The following is an 18,004-nucleotide window of genomic DNA, read 5'->3' on the forward strand; positions in this document are numbered from 1 at the left end:
TTGAGCACGTCTGGAGGGGTACTGGAGGCTGCGGACCGCGCTGTCCGACGACACCCAGGATAGGTGTCCCGCCCGGCGGCGCCGTCGCCAGCCCTCTTGCCCGGCGCCCAACCGCTGCCATACTTACGTCGCCGTAGGTTACGGGACCGTAGCCACAGCTTCCGTTGTATCCCTCAGCCCCCAGGGGACACCCATGACCACAAGCTCCGACGTGCTCGAAACCTCGGATCCCGCCGCTTCCCCCTCCCCGGACCTGCCCTCCGCCACACTCGGCGGGGACAGCAAGCGCTCGATCGAGCAGATCACGCTGCTGCTGTTCATCACGGTGCCCTTCCTGGCCCTGCTCGCGGCGGTGCCGCTGGCATGGGGCTGGGGCGTGAGCTGGCTGGATCTGGGGCTGCTGGTGGCGATGTACTACATCGGCTGCCACGGCATCACGATCGGTTTCCACCGTTACTTCACGCACGGTTCGTTCAAGGCGAAGCGGCCGCTGCGCATCGCGCTGGCGATCATGGGGTCGCTGGCGGTGGAGGGGCCGCTGGTGCGCTGGGTGGCGGACCACCGCAAGCACCACAAGTTCTCGGACGCGGAGGGTGACCCGCACTCGCCGTGGCGGTTCGGTGAGACCGTGCCGGCGCTGATGAAGGGCCTGTGGTGGGCGCACATCGGCTGGATGTTCGACGAGGAGCAGACGCCGCAGCACAAGTACGCACCGGATCTGATCAAGGACCCGGCGATCCGCCGGATCTCGCGCCAGTTCGTGCTGTGGACGGTCGTGTCGCTGGCGATCCCGCCGCTGGTGGGCGGTCTGGTCACCATGTCGTGGTGGGGCGCCTTCACGGCGTTCTTCTGGGGCTCGCTGGTGCGGGTGGCGCTGCTGCACCACGTCACGTGGTCGATCAACTCCATCTGCCACGCGGTGGGCAAGCGGCCGTTCAAGTCGCGGGACCGCTCCGGCAACGTCTGGTGGCTGGCTGTGCTGTCGTGCGGTGAGTCGTGGCACAACCTGCACCACGCGGACCCGACGTGTGCACGTCACGGGGTGATGCGGGGGCAGATCGACTCCAGCGCCCGCCTGATCCGCTGGTTCGAGATGCTGGGCTGGGCCTACGACGTGCGCTGGCCGAGCGAGTCGCGGATCGAAGCCCGCCGCCAGGACCACGCCGCGAACGCGGCATGATGGACAGTGTGGCGATCGACGGCAGTAGCACCAGCAGCAGCGACAAACCCAGGCGCGGGCGCCGGGTCCGGATGACGGGCGCGGAGCGCCGGCAGCAACTGCTCGACATCGGCCGCACGCTCTTCGCCGAGCGGGGCTTCGAGGGCACGTCGGTGGAGGAGATCGCCGCGAAGGCGGGCGTTTCGAAGCCGGTGGTGTACGAGCACTTCGGCGGCAAGGAGGGCCTGTACGCGGTCGTCGTGGACCGCGAGATGCGCCAGCTCCTCGACATGGTGACCGGCGCCCTGACCGCCGGGCACCCGCGCGAGCTGCTGGAGCAGGCCGCGTTCGCGCTGCTGGACTACATCGAGACGTACACGGACGGCTTCCGCATCCTGGTGCGGGACTCGCCGGTGGCGCAGTCCACGGGCACGTTCGCGTCGCTGATCTCGGACATCGCCACGCAGGTGGAGGACATCCTGGGCCTGGAGTTCAAAGCGCGGGGCTTCGACCCGAAGCTGGCCCCGCTCTACGCCCAGGCGCTGGTGGGCATGGTGGCCCTGACCGGCCAGTGGTGGCTGGACGCCCGCAAGCCGAAGAAGGCGGAGGTGGCGGCCCACCTGGTGAACCTGGCCTGGCACGGCCTGGACGGCCTGGAGCAGAAGCCCCGGCTGATAGGCCACCGCAAGAGCTGAGAAGCAACAACCCGCAAGAGCCGAGCGGACCTGTGCCGGGGCGCGGCGCGGCCGCGTGGCGCGCCCCGGCACGGGCGTATGGCGGGTATCGCCGTTAAGTGGGGCGTCACCCCTTCGCCTCCTGGCCCCTGGTGGCGACCGCGAAGATGCGGCGGAACGGGAAGACCGTGCCGTGCGGGCCGGGCGGATAGGCCTTGCGCAGCAGGTCACGGTATTGGGCCAGGAATTCGGCGACCGCCTCGTCGTCGCCGTCGAGGGCGGTCAGGACCGGCCGCAGCGCGGTGCCCTTGACCCAGTCGAGGACCGGGTCCTCGCCCTGGAGGAGCTGGGAGTAGACCGTCTCCCACACATCCACGGCCAGGCCGAGGTCGGCCAGCCGCGTGAGGTAGTCGGCGGCGTCCAGGATGTGGACGAAGCGGCGGCCGTGACCCGTGAGGCGGGCCCGCCACTGCGGGGTCTCGCACAGTTCGCCCAGCAGCGCGTGGCTGGGCGAGGTGAAGTTGGCGGGCACCTGGAAAGCGAGCGTTCCGCCCGGGACGAGCCCCTGGGTCCAGACGGGGAACGACTCCGGGTGGTTGGGCACCCATTGGAGCGCCGCGTTGGAGATGATCAGGTCGTAAGGTTCGTCCGGCGTCCAGTGCGCGGCGTCGGCCGGGCGGAAATCGAGCCAGCCGCCGCCGTCGGTGGTGCCGGCGTATGTCTTCTTCGCCTGTTCCAGCATCTCGGGCGAGAGGTCGAAGCCGGTGATGCGCGCACCGGGCCAGCGGTCGGCGAGCAGGGCGGTGACATTGCCGGGGCCGCAGCCGAGGTCGGCGATGCGGGGAGAGCGGCCCTCCAGGATGGCCGGCAGTTCCGGTATCCGGGCGAGCAGGTCGAGGAACGGTCGCGTGCGGTGCGAGGAGTGGCGCAGGTACTGCTGTGGATCCCAGGTTGGTGCGGAATACATGTTCGAGCCCCCTTGCTGGAACGTAGTACCGAAGCGGAACAGAGTCCCGGCCCCGTCATGCCCAATGGTCCAGCCGAATATTTCTTGACGTCAAGAGACTTCACGTCGACAGATCCCCTACACTGATCGCCATGGAGGACGAGGTCGACCGACTGGTCGCTGCATGGCGCCGCGAGCGCCCCGACCTCGACGTGGAACCGCTCGAGGTGCTCAGCCGCGTCTCCAGGCTGGCCCGCCACCTCGACCGGGCCCGACGCCTCGCCTTCTCCGAGCACAACCTGGAGCCCTGGGAGTTCGACGTCCTGACGTCGCTGCGCCGCGCCGGCGCACCTTACCAGCTCTCCCCCGGCCAACTGCTCACCCAGACGCTGGTCACCTCCGGCACCATGACCAACCGCATCGACCGGCTCGCCAAGAAGGGCCTCGTCGAGCGGCTGCCCGACCCCAGTGACCGGCGCGGCGTCCTGGTCCGCCTCACCCCCGAGGGCCGCGACCGCGCCGACCAGGCCCTCGCCGGGCTCCTCGCCCAGGAGCGCGCCATCCTCGCGGAGCTGTCCCGCGCCCAGCGCGCCGAACTGGCCGCGCTGCTACGCCAACTGACCGCCCCGTTCGACAACATCCCCGGCTAAGGCCGGCCCCGTCTCGGCCGGCCCCACACCCGCCCGGCGGGCCAGCGCCACCGCCGCCAGCGTGGAGTGCACGCCCAGCTTCCCCAGCACGTTCTGCATGTGCGTACGCACCGTGTGCGGGGACAGGAACAGCCGCTCGGCGACCGCCTTGCGGCCCAGGCCCGCCACCATGCAGCGCAGCACCTCCCGCTCGCGCGGGGTGAGCGACTCCACCAGCCGCTCGCTCTCGGTGCGGTGCTTGCGCGCGGCCGTCAGCTCCCGCAGCACCCCGGTGAGCAGCGCGGGCGGCAGGTGCGTCTCGTCGCGCAGCACTCCCCGTATGACCGTCAGCAGCCGCTGGAGCGAGCAGTCCTTGGCGACCCAGCCCGAGGCACCGGACTGGAGGGCGAGCGCGGCCCGGCGCGGGTCGTCCTTCTCGGCCAGCACGACCGTACGCACCTCGGGGCGGCCCTCCCGGACCCCGGCGACCAGCGAGATGCCGTCCACCACGCCCTCGCCGTTGTCCGGCACGGCGCGGGCGACCGCCGGAGCGGCCGCGGTGCCCAGGTCGGCGTCGATGAGCAGCACGTCGAACCTGCGGCCCTCGGCCGTCGCCCGGTCCAGGCAGCGCATCGCGGCGGGGCCGCTGCCGGCCGCCGCGACGTCCACGTCGGGCTCGGCCGCCAGAGCGGCGGCGAGCGACTCGGCGAAGATGCGGTGGTCGTCCACCACCAGAACCCGGATACGGACCACTGACACCCCCATGTGTCGAGGAAGCTGAGCAGCTACGGGTACGGCGCCCGGAGCCCGAGGTACTCAGTGGTCGCACGGCCGCCGCCGTGCAGTGACTGTTACCCCCGCCCCGGGCGTCGTACCCGGCTGTCTCGCCCCCTGATCAGCACCGGCCCCCACCGGTGCCGTGCATCAGAGTACGGCGGGGCGGGCGGCGGGGAAGGGCACTTCACCAAACTCACAGGTACGCGCGCGTGGACGCCGGCCGCGCCCGCGCTCACGCCACGCGGCGCGCCCCCGCCGACGGAACCGCCGGGAAGACCCGCGGAGCGGTGTACCCGGCCGCCGCGAACGCCTCCCCGACCGCCTTGGTCACCGTGTCCGCGTCCGCCGCCTCGGCCAGCACGATCGCCGAGCCGCCGAACCCGCCGCCCGTCATCCGCGCGCCGAGCGCCCCGGCGGCGGTCGCCGCCGCCACCACCAGGTCCAGCTCCGGGCAGGACACCGCCAAGTCGTCGCGGAGGGAGGCGTGGCCCTCGCTGAGGACCGGCCCGACCGCCCGCACGTCGCCCGCGTCCAGGAGGGCGATCGTCCGCTGGACGCGGTGGTTGTCGGACACGACGTGGCGGACGTACGAGCGAACCGTTTCGTCACCCAACCGTCGCAGGGCATCGGACAGTTGCACGTACTCGACCTCGCGCAGCGTGCGCACTCCCAGCGCCCGCGCGCCCGCCTCGCACCCGGCGCGCCGCTCGGCATACGCGCCGTCGCCGAGCGCGTGCTTCACGCGGGTGTCGACGACCAGCAGCGTCAGGCCCTCGGCGGCGAGGTCGAACGGCACTTGACGTACCGCCAGGTCGCGGGTGTCGAGGTACAGGGCGTGGCCCTCGGTGCAGCACGCCGACGCCATCTGGTCCATCACGCCGCACGGAACGCCCACGAACGCGTTCTCGGCGCGCTGCGCGAGGACGGCCAGCTCCGGGGCGGTCAGCCCGAGCCCGTACAGGTCGTTCAGCGCGAGCGCGGTGACGACCTCCAGGGCGGCCGACGACGACAGCCCGGCGCCCGTGGGCACGGTGGACGCGAGGTGGATGTCGGCGCCGGTCACCGGGTGGCCCGCCGCGCGCAGCGCCCACACCACACCGGCCGGGTAGGCGGCCCATCCGGTGTCGGCGAGCGGCTCCAGGGTGTCGACGCCGAGCTGGACCACGCCCTGGCCGGTGTCGGCCGAGTGGACGCGCACCTGCCCGTCGGTGCGCCGCGACACGGCGGCGACGGCGGTGTGCGGGAGCGCCAGCGGCATCACGAAGCCGTCGTTGAAGTCGGTGTACTCGCCGATGAGGTTGACCCGGCCGGGCGCCGCCCACACGCCCTCGGGCGCGTACCCGTACAGGTCCTTGAAGCCGTCCTCGACGCTCATTCCCCCGCCCCTCTCCTCTTCGCGAACTCCCACGCGTCCGCCACGATGCCCGCCAGGTCGGGCCGGGACGGCTTCCAGCCCAGCCGGTCGCGCGCGGTGGCGGCCGAGGCCACCAGCACCGCCGGGTCGCCGGCGCGGCGGCCGGTGATGACCTCGGGCACCGGGTGGCCGGTCACCTCGCGGACGGTCTCGATGACCTCGCGCACCGAGAAGCCCTCGCCGTTGCCGAGGTTGCAGATGAGGTGCTCGCCCGGCGTGACCGCGTCCATGGCGAGCAGGTGCGCCTCGGCCAGGTCGGCGACGTGGATGTAGTCGCGCACGCAGGTGCCGTCGGGGGTCGGGTAGTCGTCGCCGTACACGGAGACCGACTCCCGCTCGCCCATCGCGACCCGGAGGACGAGCGGGATGAGGTGCGACTCGGGGTCGTGGCGCTCGCCGCACTCCCCGTACGCCCCGGCGACGTTGAAGTACCGCAGGGAGGCGGCGGCCAGTCCGTGCGCGGCGGCCTCGCCGGTGATCATGTGGTCGACGGCGAGCTTGGAGGCGCCGTAGGGGCTGGTGGGGGCGGTGGGGTCGGTCTCGGTGATCGGGGTCGAGACCGGCTCGCCGTAGGTCGCGGCCGTGGAGGAGAAGACCAGGCGGCGCACGCCCGCCTCCCGCATCGCGGCCAGCAGCGCCATGGTGCCGCCGACGTTGTTCACCCAGTACTTCCCGGGGTCGGTTACGGACTCGCCGACCTGCGAGAACGCGGCGAAGTGCAGCACGCCGTCGTAGGAGGCGTCCACGTATCGGGCGGCGTCCTGGATGCGGCCCTCGATGAAGCGCGCGCCCGCCGGGACACCCTCGCGGAAGCCGGTCGACAGGTCGTCGAGGACGGTCACCTCGTGCCCCGCCTCAAGCAGGTGCGCGGCGACCACACCGCCGACGTAGCCGGCTCCACCCGTGACGAGATACTTCATGCGCTCGCTACCTCTCGCAGTCGGCGGGCCGCGGCCTCCGGCGGCACGTCATTGATGAACACACTCATGCCGGACTCGGAGCCCGCGAGGAACTTCAGCTTGCCGGAAGTACGTCGGATGGTGAAAAGCTCGAGATGCAGGGCGAAGTCGTCGCGCCCGGGGTCGCCGAAGGGCGCCTGGTGCCAGGCGGAGATGTACGGCGTCGGCGGTTCGCCTTCCCCGAAGATCCGGTCGAAGCGCCGCAAGAGTTCCAGGTAGACCTGTGAAAACCCGGTGCGCGCGGCATCGTCCAGCGCCCTGAGATCGGGCACGCGCCGCCTGGGGTAGAGGTGCACCTCGTACGGCCAGTGCGCGGCGTACGGCACGAAGGCGATCCACTCGTCGGTCTCCAGGACCACCCGTTCGGCGTCGGTGCGCTCGCGCTCGACGAGGTCGTCGAAGAGGTTGCGGCCGGTGGCGGCGCGGTGGGCGGCGACGGAGCGCCGCATCAGCGCCGTGCGCGGGGTGGTGAAGGGGTACGCGTAGATCTGCCCGTGCGGGTGGCCGAGGGTGACGCCGATCTCGGCGCCCCGGTTCTCGAAGCAGAACACCTGCTTCACGCCCGGCAGCTCGGCGAGTTCGGCGGTGCGGTCGGTCCAGGCCTCCAGGACGAGGGCGGCCTGCTCCTCGGTGAGGTCGGCGAACGAGGCGTCGTGGTCGGGGGTGAAGCAGACGACCTCGCAGCGGCCGGAGTCACCGGCGAGGGAGGGGAAGCGGTTCTCGAAGACGACCACGTCGTAGTCGCCGTCCGGGATCTCGCTGTGCCGGCCGTCGCGTGAGGGGCACAGGGGGCATTCGTCGGCGGGCGGGTGGTAGGTGCGGCCCTGGCGGTGCGAGGCGATGGCGACCGAGTCGCCGAGGAGCGGGTCGTGGCGGATCTCCGCGGTGGTGGAGATCGGGTCGAGGGGCCGCCGGTCCACGGCGTCGCGGACGGCGTCGTCCCGCGCGTCGTAATAGACCAGTCCACGGCCGTCGGCCAGCCGGGTCGACGTCTTCTTCACTCAAGGACTCCTCGGAAACCTCACGCCCATACCCAACAGAAACAAACATAATCAACCACAGGGGGGCGGCACCGTCAATGGCGCTCGACCTTGCCCGATCACAATCCAACAAAGAAAACGAACAGAACTGTTCAGATCATGAACGGTGAGGCGTAGGTTCCGGCGTGATCAGTTCACGCGACGAAGCGAGTACTCATGCATCACCTCGCCGACGGGCACCTCCTGGCCGACGGGCTCCGGCTCCCCACCAACGGGCTCGACTACACGATCCTGGCGATCTACTTCGCCGTGGTCCTGGGCATCGGATTCGCCGCCCGGGCCAGCGTGAAGACCAGTCTCGACTTCTTCCTCTCGGGCCGCTCCCTGCCCGCCTGGGTCACCGGACTGGCCTTCGTCGCCGCCAACCTGGGCGCGACGGAGATCCTGGGCATGGCCGCGACCGGCGCCCAGTACGGCGTCGCCGTCGTCCACTGGTACTGGATCGGCGCCATCCCCGCCATGGTCTTCCTCGGCCTGGTGATGATGCCCTTCTACTACGGCTCCAAGGTCCGTTCCGTACCGGAGTTCCTGCTCCAGCGGTTCGACAGGCCGGCGCACCTGCTCAGCTCGGTGCTCTTCGCCTTCGCCGCCATCCTCATCGCGGGCGTCAACCTCTACGCCCTGTCGATCGTCGTCGAGGCGCTGCTCGGCTGGCCGCAGTGGGTCTCCATCGTCGTCGCCGGCTTCTTCGTCCTGGCGTACATCACCGTCGGCGGCCTGTCGTCGGCCATCTACAACGAGGTGCTCCAGTTCTTCGTGATCCTCGCCGCGCTCATCCCGCTGACCGTCCTCGGCCTGAAGCGGGTCGGCGGCTGGGACGGGCTGACCGGGTCACTGGAACGCAGCCACGGCTCCGACTTCCTCTCCGCCTGGGGCGGCACCGGCATCGGCGACCCCAACCCGCTGGGCGCCAACTGGCTGACGATCGTCCTCGGCCTCGGGTTCGTGCTCTCCTTCGGCTACTGGACCACCAACTTCGCCGAGGTGCAGCGCGCCCTGTCCGCGAAGAACCTGTCCGCCGCCAAGCGCACCCCGCTGATCGCCGCCTTCCCCAAGATCTTCATCGTCTTCGCGGTGATGATCCCCGGCCTGGTCGCCGCCGTCCTGGTACCGAAGATCGGCACGGCGGGCTCCGACCTCACCTACAACGACGCCATCCCGCTGCTGATGCAGGAGCTGCTGCCCAACGGCGTGCTGGGCATAGCCGTGACGGGTCTGCTGGCCGCGTTCATGGCGGGCATGGCCGCGAACGTGTCGTCGTTCAACACCGTCTTCACCGCCGACATCTGGGCCAAGTACGTGGTCAAGGGCCGCGACGACACCTACTACCTGCGCTTCGGGCGGCTCATCACCGCGATCGGCGTCCTCGCCTCCATCGGCACCGCGTTCCTCGCCGCCGGCTTCTCCAACATCATGGGGTACCTCCAGACCCTGTTCTCCTTCTTCAACGTGCCGATGTTCGTCGTCTTCGTCATCGGCATGTTCTGGAAGCGCGCCTCGGTCAAGTCCGGCTTCTGGGGCCTGATAGCGGGCACCGTCGCCGCGATGGTCAACTACTTCGTCATCTACAAACAGGGCGTCATCGCCATCCCCACCGACCAGGGCGCCAACTTCGTCTCGGCGATCGTCGGGTTCGTCGCCGGTGCGGTGGTGATGGTCGCCGTCACGCTGTTCACCGCCCCGAAGCCCGAGGCGGAGCTCGCGGGCCTGGTGTACGGCACGAGGTCGCCCGGCATGGAGGAGGCGCCGTCCGAGGGCGACGACGCCTGGTACCGCCGCCCCGCCCTGCTCGGCTGGGGAGCCGTCGTCCTGGCCGCCGCCTGCTACCTGCCGTACTCCTTCTGACCGCCCCGGAGGCACCCACCCATGTCCGAACTGCAGCGTGAAGTCTCCGAGCTGGAGAAGAAGTCCGCCACCGCCGCCCGTCTCTTCGACATCCGGCGCATCATCGGGGGCCTGTTCACGGTGTACGGGATCATCGTCACCGTTGCCGGGCTCACCGCGTCCGACGCCGACCTGAAGAAGGCCGTCGGCGTCAACATCAACCTCTGGACGGGCCTGGGCATGCTCGCCCTCGGGCTGTTCTTCCTGATCTGGCTGCGGCTGCGCCCGATGGCGCACCCGGCGCCGCCCGGCGAATAGGCCCCGGGGCCGGACCGCGTCAGACGGGGTCCGGCCCCTTCGCCACCCCGGACGCCCGGTCCAGCAGCCCCGTACGGGCGGCGAGCGCGGCCGCCTCCAGCCGGGACCCGACGCCCAGCTTCATCAGCACCCGCTGCACATGCGTACGGGCCGTGCTCGGCGCGATGTTCATGCCCGCCGCGATCAGCTTGGTGTCGTCGCCCTCCGCGACCCGCACCAGCACCTCGACCTCGCGCGGGGTGAGCAGCCGCAGCAGCCGCTGCCCCTCGTCGTCCGGCTGGGCGGCCGGGTTGAGCAGCTCGGTGAAGGCGCCCTGGAGCAACTGCGGCGCGACCGCCGTCTCGCCCGCCCTGGCCTTCATCATGGCGCGCTCCACGCCCTCGATGCGCTCGTCGTGGCGTACGTAACCGGAAGCGCCTGCCGCGAACGCCGCCGCGATGCCGCGCGGGGACGGCACCGGCCCGAGCACCACCACGGCGACCTGGGGGCGCTCCCGCTTGATCGTCACGATCGGGTCGAACGCCCCGGGTTCGGCCGGGGCCGCCGTCCCCAGCAGGCAGACCTCGGGCGCCCTGCTCACCACCAGTTCGGCCGCGCCCGCGGTGGGCGCGGCGGCCGCGAGCACCCGGTGCCCGCGCAGTTTGAGCGCCGAGGCGAGCGCCTCGGCGAGCAGTCGGTGGTCGTCGACCACCATGAGCCGCACGCCCATCGAGCTTTCCCCCCATCCACCTGGGGCCGGCCCCCCGCCGCGCTCCAGCACTGTTGACCCGGCAAGCTACACGCTTGTTCGACGTTGCGCGCCCGTTACTTGTCAGAAGCCCCCCAGAATGTCGAATTCTTCGCCAAACAGGGCTACATGCGGCTCACCAAGTGGACGGCCCGGCACGTCGAGCGAGTCGATGTGCCGGGCCGTCCGCCCTGTGCGAGGTGCTCAGTGCGTGGTGAACCCGATCGCCAGGTACTCCTTGCGGTCGGTGGACGTGCCGCTCGGCTTGTCGAACAGGTTGTCGGCGATGAACAGCCTGCCGTCGCTGTAGCGGATCTCCGCGGAGTCCAGGACGAATGACTGCTCCGCGGACCGCACGGACTCGTCGGACGGGTTCTCCAGCAGCACGGTCTGCTTGAAGGAGCCGCCGTCGATGCTGACGACCTGTCCGCCCTTGTCGTACGGCGCCTTCTTGTACGCGATGATGTTGCCGCCGTCCATCCGCAGCGGGAACATCGAGTACCGGTCGCCCGCGTCGGCCTTGTCGGTGGTGGGCTTGCCGGTGGTGAGGTCGAACGACACGATCTCGTTGGTGTCCCCGTACTCGCCCCCGCCCTCGTGGTCCTCGGTGGGCAGGTAGAGCCGGTTGTTGCCGACGACCGCCCGGTGGCAGACCTCCACGCCGGACGAGTCGCACTCGGCCGCGTACCGCTCGGCGTCCGCCGCGATCTTCACCTTGAGCTTGCCGGTCTTCTCGTCGATGGAGAAGAAGTCCGAGATGCCGGAGCCGTCACCGGCGGTGTCGCCGACGTCGGCGGCGACGACCAGCGGCTTGGTGGAGACGATGCCCGCGTCCTCGACACCGGCCGGCATCTTGAACGACGACAGGGGAGCGCCGGTCTTCGGGTCGAGGTTCTGGATGAGCAGGTACGCGCTGTCGTAGGGCCCGCAGATGCGCGCGGCGACGAGGGCCTCGCCGCCGCCGTAGCCGCGGTCCTCGCACTCCTCGGCGTTGACCTGCGGCTTCCACAGCTCCTTGCCGGTGGTCAGGTCCCAGGCCGCGCCGCCGTCGAGGCCACCGGCCGCGACGGTGGTGGCCCCGATGGTGACCTCGTCGAACGCGGCCTTGTCGTCACCGGCGTCGGCGCCCGTGACGGACTTGCGCCACAGGAGCTTGCCGGTGGTCAGGTCGATGACGCCGACCTCGGTGCACGGCTGGAAGTTCTTCGGCGGCACGCGCTTGGCGGCCTCGAAGACGATGGCGGTCTTGTTGTCCTTGACGTGCCGGGACGCAGCGCAGACCTGGCCGGGGAGCGGCGTGGTCCACAGCGGGGTGCCCTTGTCGATGTCGTAGCCGACGACCGACTCGACGCCGGACTTGACGTACGCCTTGTCGGTGACCCAGGAGCCGTTCACGTCCGTGAGGTCCTGGACCTTGGGCAGCGGCAGTTGGAAGGCCACCTTGGCCTGGGTGTTGGCGGGCACCTTCTCCTTGCCGGCACCGTCGGGGCCGCCCGTGCCGCCGCCGCTTGCGCTGCCGGTGGCGCCGGAGGAGCCGCCCTTGGCGCTGTCGGCGGGGTCACTCTTGCCGGAGCTGGCGTACCAGACCCCGGCGCCGATGATCAGCACGACGGCGACGGCCGCGGCGATGATGATCTGCATCTGCGTGGACAGCCTCTTGCCGCCCCCGCCCCCGGGTCCGCCCTGCACCGGCTGCTGCATCGGGGCGGTGGGGTACCCGTACCCGTAACCGGGCGGCTGCGCGGGCACCTGCCCCGGCGCCTGCGGGTAGCCGTAACCGGGCGGCTGGGCGGGCGGAGGAGTCTGGGGCGGCTGGGGAGCCTGAGGCGCCTGAGGCGCCTGGGGGTAGCCGTAGCCGGGGTTCTGCGGCGGCGGAGTGGGAGCCCCGAACCCTCCGGGAGGAGGGTTTTGCGGGGCGCCGAAGCCCCCGGGCGACGGCGGCTGGTTCGGAGGCTGGTTCGGCGGCGGTGGCGGTGGCGGCTGCGTCATGGTGTGCGTACCTCTGGAAGGGAAGGATGTCGGTTCGGTGCGTCAGGATTGGGGGCAGGTCATGTGCCGAAGGCCAGGGTGATCGCCATCTCCCGCTCCTCGTCGTCGTCGAAGCCACTGACCCGGCCGTTGACGAGGACGTAGCGGCCGTCGGTGTAGAGCGGCGTCGGGGCGAACAGCCGTCCGCCTTCCTGCCGTACGCGCTCCATGGGGGCCCGCATCAGGACGCGTGGCTCGGTGGTGCCCGGGGCGACGGTCGCGACCGCATCGGGGCCACCGGCCAGCGGTGAGGCGTCGATCAGCAGGTCGTGCCCGGACATGCCCAGGGGGGTGGCGATCGCCTTCATGGGCAGGGAGATCCGGCGTGCGGTCTTCCCGGTCGCGAGGTCGACGGCGACGATCTCGTTGCCCTTGCTGCCGTCCGGGGCGGGGCGCGTGGCCATGTAGAGCGTGTCGGAGTCCACGACGGCCCGGCAGTTCGCCAGGTCGGTCTTCGCCGCCTCGCGGCACGACAGGAAGAACGCGGCCGCGCCGCCGACCGTGGAGCGCCTGGCTCCGTCGTCCGAAAGGGCGAACACGCCGGTCGTCTCGCCCGCGTCGTTGCTCACGGCCACGACCAACGGTGCGACGGAGAAGACGGATTGCACGCGGCTGCCACGCGGAAGTGGATACCTCCACCGCGTCTTGCCGGTGGCCGGGTCCAGCTCCCGGACCTCCTCCCGGGCGACTCCATCGGCAGCGGGGCAGGACGCCGCCGCGATGAGCTTGGGGCCGCCGGCGAACCCGTAGGGCACACAGCCCGTCAGGAGCGGCGAGCCGAACAGGCGCTTGCCGTCGCTCATGCGGTACCCGCTGGAGGCGCCCGGGCGGCCGACGGCCACCGTGCCACCGGCGAACGCCAGGGAGAAGGTCTCGCCGACGTCCGTCCGGTTCTCCTTGACGATCTTCTGTTCCCAGGCCGGTCGACCGGTCGTGAGGTCGATCGCCCGCAGGCGGCGGCACTCCCCCTTCTTGCCGGACCCGTCCTTGGTGACCGCGACGATGCGCCGGTCCGCCGTCATGCGGGGCGAGGCGGAGCACAGGTCGCTGCCGAGCGGCAGGCTCCACCTCTCCCGCCCGTCGGCGGCCGAATAGGCCGTGACCGTGCGGTACATGGCGATGACGACCGTGTCGTCCACCTGCCAGGGGCCGAAGACGTCGGCGCCCAAGTGCGGGACGTCCACGACGTTCTTCCGCAGGTAGAGCAGTTTCGCCTCGTCCGGCTTGCGGGCGGTGTTGACCCGGTCGGCCGCCGCCGGGTCCAGTCCGGACGCGGCGGGGCCGGAGGGCGCGGCGGCCGGTGCCGAGGCGGTGCTGCCCGCGGTGGGGCGCCGGTCGTCCTGGGCGTCGCCGCCCGTCGCGTACCAGAACCCGCCCCCGCCGACGGCCAGCAGGGCCGCGACGGTGGCGGCCACGATCCGGCCCCTCCGGCGGACGGGGCCCGGCGGGGGCGGCGGCTGGTGGGCGCCGCCCCCGTAGGGGTTGAGCGTGCCGTACGGCCCGGGCGGGCCGGACGGCGGTCGGTTCGGCTGAGTCATCGAACGGGGCCAGTCGTCACTTGCCGAAGGCCATCATCGTCTTCGTCTGCTTCTCCTCGGTGTCGTTACGGGCGCTGACGCGGCCACTGGCGATGAAGAAGCGTCCGTCGGCGTACGCGTACCGGGGCGAGTAGAAGTCGCTCTCGATCTCGGCCGTCGACGCCGGGTGCTGGAGCAGCACCTTCGGGCTGCCGCCCGTCGGGGCGAGGGTCGCGACGGCGCCGCCGCGGTCCCAGGAGCCCTCCATGTACATCAGGACCTCACCGCCCTCCATGCGCAGGGGCGTCATCGTGCGCTGCGGTCCGGCGGGGGCGCGCCACTTGGGCTTGCCGGTGTTCAGGTCGAAGGCCACCACGTCGTTGGTGCCGTTGGTGAGCTGGGTGGGCTCCGTCGACATGTAGAACGTGTTGGCGTCGGCGGCGACGCCGATGCAGCCCTGGAGGTTCTCACCGAAGACGACGAAGCTGCCGCCGCACTTGGGGTTGAACTTGTCCTTGCCGCCGTCGAGCGTCGAGCGGAGCTTGCCGGCGTCGGTCAGCGCGACGATGCTCCACTTCTTGCTGTCGGGCTCCTCGGTGGAGATGACCAGCGGGCTGACCGAGAAGACCTTGGTGACTTCCCAGTTCGCCGGCAGCTTGTACGTCCACTTGGGCTTGCCGGTCGCCGGGTCGACCTCGCTGACCTCGTGCTGGGTCTTGTTGTAGTCGCCCGTGCGGCAGCTCGACGCGGCGATGAGCTTCGGGCCGCCCGCGTAGGCGAACGGCTTGCAGTCGGCGTCCGGCGTGCCGAAGAGGTGCTTGCCGTCGGCGAGGGAGAAGCCGTGGGCGTTGCCGGTGCCGGCGGCCGTGACGGTGGTGCCGCTGATGGCGAGGGTCATGTCGGACAGCGCGTTGAAGCCGGTCCCCTGGGGGACGGGCTTCTTCCAGCCCGCCTTGCCGGTCTTCAGGTCGATCTGCTGGAGCACCGTGCAGTCGGCCTTCTCGCCGGCCTTGTCGTTGACGCCGATGACGATGGTGCCGTCGGCGGCGGGCGCGGCCGGGGCGGTGCACACCTCGGTGGTGAACGGCACCTCCCACTTCTTCTTGCCGTCGGCCACCGAGTACCCCACGACGCTCTTGTACATCGCCTTGACGACGGTGTCACCGACCACCCACGGGCCGTACACGTCCGCGCCGTTGCGCGGCAGGTCCACGTCGTTGGTCATCAGCCACTCGACCTTGGCCTCGCCCTTCTTGCGCCCGGCGTTCAGGTCGTCGTTGGCCTCGCGGCCGCCGCCGGTGCCGTCGCCCTGGTCGACGTCGCCGGAGCCGGACGGGTCGGGCGCGGCGCTGGAGCCGCCCTTGGCGTCGGGCTTCTCGGGGTCGCTGCCGTCGCCGCTGAGGGCGAGGTACGTACCGCCGCCGATGACGAGCAGGGCGGCGACGGCCGCGCCGATGATGGCGGCGGGCTTGCCCTTGAAGGGGCTGCTCTTGCCGGCCGGGGGCGGGGTGGGCGCGCCGGGGTACTGCGGCTGGCCGGGGTAGCCCCCGTAGGGGTTGGGCTGCTGGCCGTAGGGCCCGGGCTGTGCCGCGTACGGGCCGGGCTGCTGCCCGGGCTGCTGCGGGTAGCCGTAACCGGGCTGGGCCGGGGGAGTCTGGGGGTAGCCGTAACCGGGCGCGGCGGCGGGCGGCTGGCCCGGAGCCTGCGGCGGCACCGGCGGCTGCCCGGCGGGCGGCTGGGCCGGGGCGCCCTGCGGAGCACCGTAGGCCGGTGCTCCGGCCGGCGGCTGCGCGGGAGCCTGCGGCGGGACCGGAGGCTGGGCCGGAGCCTGAGGGGGCTGCTGGTGCGGGTCCTGCGGAGACCCGAAGCCCCCCTGCGGCGGTTGCTGGCTGGGCGGCTGAGTCATCAGCGCTTCCCCCTTCGTGCGGTCCGCTGCCCGACCGGCCTCCCCCGCGATTCCGGCGCGCACGTACCGCCGGAAAGGAGCGAATCGGACATGGATTCCGCAGTGTTACGTGAGTCGAGCGGGGCTTCTTTCTATCACTCGGCACCGACACGAAAGGGGCCGGTCCGCCCCTGTTCCCAAGGGAGGACCGGCCTGTGATGCCCTCGTTATCCGCTCTCCACGCCTTCGCCACGTGCCCCTGGGGCTCAGGCGTCTTCGGCGAGTTCCAGCCAGCGCATCTCCAAGTCCTCGCGCTGGGCCGCCAGTTCCCGGAGCTCCGCGTCCAGTTTCGCCACCTTCTCGAAGTCGGTGGCGTTTTCGGCGATCTGGGTGTGCAGCTTGGCCTCCTTCTCGGAGACCTTGTCGAGCTGGCGCTCGATCTTCTGGAGCTCCTTCTTCGCCGCACGGGCGTCACCCGCGGACTTCTCCTTGGGAGGCGCGGACGCGACGGCCGGTACGGGAGCCGCCGTCTCGATCATCCGCTGCCGCCGCTCCAGGTACTCGTCGATGCCGCGCGGCAGCATCCGCAGCGTGGCGTCGCCGAGCAGCGCGTACGTCTTGTCCGTGGTCCGCTCGATGAAGAACCGGTCGTGGGAGATGACGACCATCGAGCCGGGCCAGCCGTCGAGGAGGTCCTCCAACTGCGTGAGGGTCTCGATGTCGAGGTCGTTGGTCGGCTCGTCGAGGAAGAGGACGTTCGGCTCGTCCATCAGCAGCCGCAGGAGCTGCAGCCGGCGGCGCTCACCGCCGGACAGGTCGCCGACCGGCGTCCACTGCTTCTCCTTCGTGAACCCGAACTGCTCGCAGAGCTGCCCCGCCGTCATCTCCCGGCCCTTGCCGAGGTCGACGCGGTCGCGCACCTGCTGGACGGCCTCCAGCACCCGCAGGGTGGCGGGGAGTTCGGCGACGTCCTGCGACAGGTAGGCGAGGCGGACGGTCTTGCCGACGACGATCCGCCCGCCGGCCGGCTGCGCCTCGCCCTGGGTGGTGGCGGCGTCGGCGAGGGCGCGCAGCAGCGAGGTCTTCCCCGCGCCGTTGACACCGACCAGGCCGATGCGGTCGCCGGGGCCGAGCTGCCAGGTCAGGTGCTTGAGCAGCACCTTGGGCCCGGCGGTGACGGTCACGTCCTCCAGGTCGAAGACGGTCTTGCCGAGCCGGGCGTTGGCGAACTTCATCAGCTCGCTGGTGTCGCGCGGCGGCGGTACGTCGGCGATCAGCTCGTTGGCGGCCTCGATGCGGTAGCGCGGCTTGGAGGTACGGGCGGGGGCGCCGCGCCGCAGCCAGGCGAGCTCCTTGCGCATCAGGTTCTGCCGCTTGGCCTCTTCCGTGGCGGCGATGCGCTCGCGCTCGGCACGCGCGAAGACGTAGTCGGAGTAGCCGCCCTCGTACTCGTGGACCGTGCCGCGCTGTACGTCCCACATGCGCGTGCAGACCTGATCGAGGAACCAGCGGTCGTGTGTGACGCAGACCAGGGCGGAGCGCCGTGCCTGGAGGTGGCGGGCCAGCCAGGCGATGCCCTCCACGTCGAGGTGGTTGGTCGGCTCGTCGAGGACGATCAGGTCCTGCTCGGCGATCAGCAGCTTCGCCAGCGCGATCCGGCGCCGCTCGCCACCGGACAGCGGCCCGATGACGGTGTCGAGGCCCTGCGGGAAGCCCGGCAGGTCGAGCCCGCCGAACAGCCCGGTCAGCACGTCCCGGATCTTGGCGCTGCCGGCCCACTCGTGGTCGGCGAGGTCCCCGATGACCTCGTGCCGGACGGTGGCGGCCGGGTCGAGCGAGTCGTGCTGCGTGAGCACCCCGATGCGCAGGCCGCCGCTGTGCGTGACCCGCCCGGTGTCGGCCTCCTCCAGTTTGGCGATCATCCGGATGAGGGTGGTCTTGCCGTCTCCGTTGCGGCCGACGACACCGATCCGGTCCCCCTCGGAGACGCCGAGGGAGACACCGTCGAGCAGGGCACGGGTGCCGTACACCTTGCTGACTGCCTCGACATTGACCAGGTTGACGGCCATTTCACTCCTGTGCAGGGGACGGGGTCGACCTACCAGGG

The 18,004-nt window shown here is 71.2% G+C and carries 15 protein-coding genes; 5 read left to right on the forward strand and 10 right to left on the reverse strand.

The genetic code is table 11. The annotated features are described in order from the left end of the window. Positions 1 to 193: 193 nt before the first annotated feature. Both AB0J57_RS15585 and AB0J57_RS15590 read left to right on the forward strand, forming a co-directional pair. Entirely contained in the window at positions 194 to 1,180 is a 987-nt protein-coding gene (locus tag AB0J57_RS15585; RefSeq protein WP_366128666.1) for a fatty acid desaturase, read from the forward strand. After that, complete coding sequence (locus AB0J57_RS15590; RefSeq protein ID WP_366128668.1) at positions 1,177 to 1,854, forward strand: TetR/AcrR family transcriptional regulator; 678 nt, start codon at positions 1,177 to 1,179, stop codon at positions 1,852 to 1,854. The genes AB0J57_RS15585 and AB0J57_RS15590 overlap by 4 nt, the downstream gene beginning before the upstream one ends. A gap of 106 nt (positions 1,855 to 1,960) precedes the next feature. Here AB0J57_RS15590 and AB0J57_RS15595 read toward each other — a convergent pair whose 3' ends face one another. After that, entirely contained in the window at positions 1,961 to 2,800 is an 840-nt protein-coding gene (locus tag AB0J57_RS15595; RefSeq protein ID WP_366128669.1) for a trans-aconitate 2-methyltransferase, read from the reverse strand. A 131-nt stretch (positions 2,801 to 2,931) separates the two neighbouring features. Here AB0J57_RS15595 and tamR point away from each other — a divergent pair, with 131 nt between their 5' ends. Beyond that, complete coding sequence (tamR, locus tag AB0J57_RS15600; protein WP_073757514.1) at positions 2,932 to 3,429, forward strand: MarR family transcriptional regulator TamR; 498 nt, start codon at positions 2,932 to 2,934, stop codon at positions 3,427 to 3,429. Here tamR and AB0J57_RS15605 read toward each other — a convergent pair. The 4 genes from AB0J57_RS15605 to galT all read right to left on the reverse strand — a co-directional run bounded on the left by AB0J57_RS15605 (position 3,388) and on the right by galT (position 7,559). Beyond that, positions 3,388 to 4,173 carry a response regulator transcription factor gene (locus tag AB0J57_RS15605; RefSeq protein ID WP_366128670.1) on the reverse strand — a complete coding sequence of 262 codons (786 nt, stop codon included), beginning with the start codon at positions 4,171 to 4,173 and terminating at the stop codon, positions 3,388 to 3,390. The genes tamR and AB0J57_RS15605 overlap by 42 nt on opposite strands. A gap of 244 nt (positions 4,174 to 4,417) precedes the next feature. Further along, positions 4,418 to 5,560 carry a galactokinase gene (gene galK, locus AB0J57_RS15610; RefSeq protein ID WP_366128671.1) on the reverse strand — a complete coding sequence of 381 codons (1,143 nt, stop codon included), beginning with the start codon at positions 5,558 to 5,560 and terminating at the stop codon, positions 4,418 to 4,420. After that, positions 5,557 to 6,519, reverse strand: coding sequence for a UDP-glucose 4-epimerase GalE (galE, locus tag AB0J57_RS15615; protein ID WP_366128672.1), 963 nt, complete (start codon positions 6,517 to 6,519; stop codon positions 5,557 to 5,559). The genes galK and galE overlap by 4 nt, the downstream gene beginning before the upstream one ends. Then, positions 6,516 to 7,559 (reverse strand): galactose-1-phosphate uridylyltransferase, encoded by a 1,044-nt coding sequence (gene galT / locus AB0J57_RS15620; RefSeq protein WP_366128673.1) that lies wholly within the window; start codon positions 7,557 to 7,559, stop codon positions 6,516 to 6,518. Before galT ends, galE begins: the two co-directional genes overlap by 4 nt. 195 nt (positions 7,560 to 7,754) lie before the next feature. Here galT and AB0J57_RS15625 point away from each other — a divergent pair, with 195 nt between their 5' ends. Then, positions 7,755 to 9,443, forward strand: a complete 1,689-nt coding sequence (locus AB0J57_RS15625) for a sodium:solute symporter family protein (RefSeq protein WP_366128674.1) — start codon at positions 7,755 to 7,757, stop codon at positions 9,441 to 9,443. 21 nt (positions 9,444 to 9,464) lie between these two features. Beyond that, complete coding sequence (locus AB0J57_RS15630) at positions 9,465 to 9,740, forward strand: hypothetical protein (protein WP_366128675.1); 276 nt, start codon at positions 9,465 to 9,467, stop codon at positions 9,738 to 9,740. A 19-nt stretch (positions 9,741 to 9,759) separates the two neighbouring features. Here AB0J57_RS15630 and AB0J57_RS15635 read toward each other — a convergent pair whose 3' ends face one another. The 5 genes from AB0J57_RS15635 to AB0J57_RS15655 all read right to left on the reverse strand — a co-directional run bounded on the left by AB0J57_RS15635 (position 9,760) and on the right by AB0J57_RS15655 (position 17,966). Continuing rightward, a complete protein-coding gene (locus tag AB0J57_RS15635) occupies positions 9,760 to 10,449 on the reverse strand; it encodes a response regulator transcription factor (RefSeq protein ID WP_366128676.1) in 690 nt (229 codons plus the stop codon). 222 nt (positions 10,450 to 10,671) lie between these two features. Beyond that, entirely contained in the window at positions 10,672 to 12,456 is a 1,785-nt protein-coding gene (locus tag AB0J57_RS15640) for a PQQ-binding-like beta-propeller repeat protein (protein WP_366128677.1), read from the reverse strand. A gap of 59 nt (positions 12,457 to 12,515) precedes the next feature. Further along, positions 12,516 to 13,910: a PQQ-binding-like beta-propeller repeat protein gene (locus AB0J57_RS15645; RefSeq protein WP_366128678.1), complete on the reverse strand. Its 1,395-nt coding sequence runs from the start codon at positions 13,908 to 13,910 to the stop codon at positions 12,516 to 12,518. A gap of 139 nt (positions 13,911 to 14,049) precedes the next feature. Then, on the reverse strand, positions 14,050 to 15,918 hold the full coding sequence (locus tag AB0J57_RS15650; protein ID WP_366128679.1) for a PQQ-binding-like beta-propeller repeat protein: 1,869 nt from the start codon (positions 15,916 to 15,918) through the stop codon (positions 14,050 to 14,052). Positions 15,919 to 16,163: 245 nt separating this feature from the next. Next, a complete protein-coding gene (locus tag AB0J57_RS15655) occupies positions 16,164 to 17,966 on the reverse strand; it encodes an ABC-F family ATP-binding cassette domain-containing protein (RefSeq protein WP_366128680.1) in 1,803 nt (600 codons plus the stop codon). Positions 17,967 to 18,004: the final 38 nt, after the last annotated feature.

This window comes from Streptomyces sp. NPDC049837 (genome assembly GCF_040674455.1).
In the GTDB taxonomy this organism is placed as follows: Bacteria; Actinomycetota; Actinomycetes; order Streptomycetales; family Streptomycetaceae; genus Streptomyces.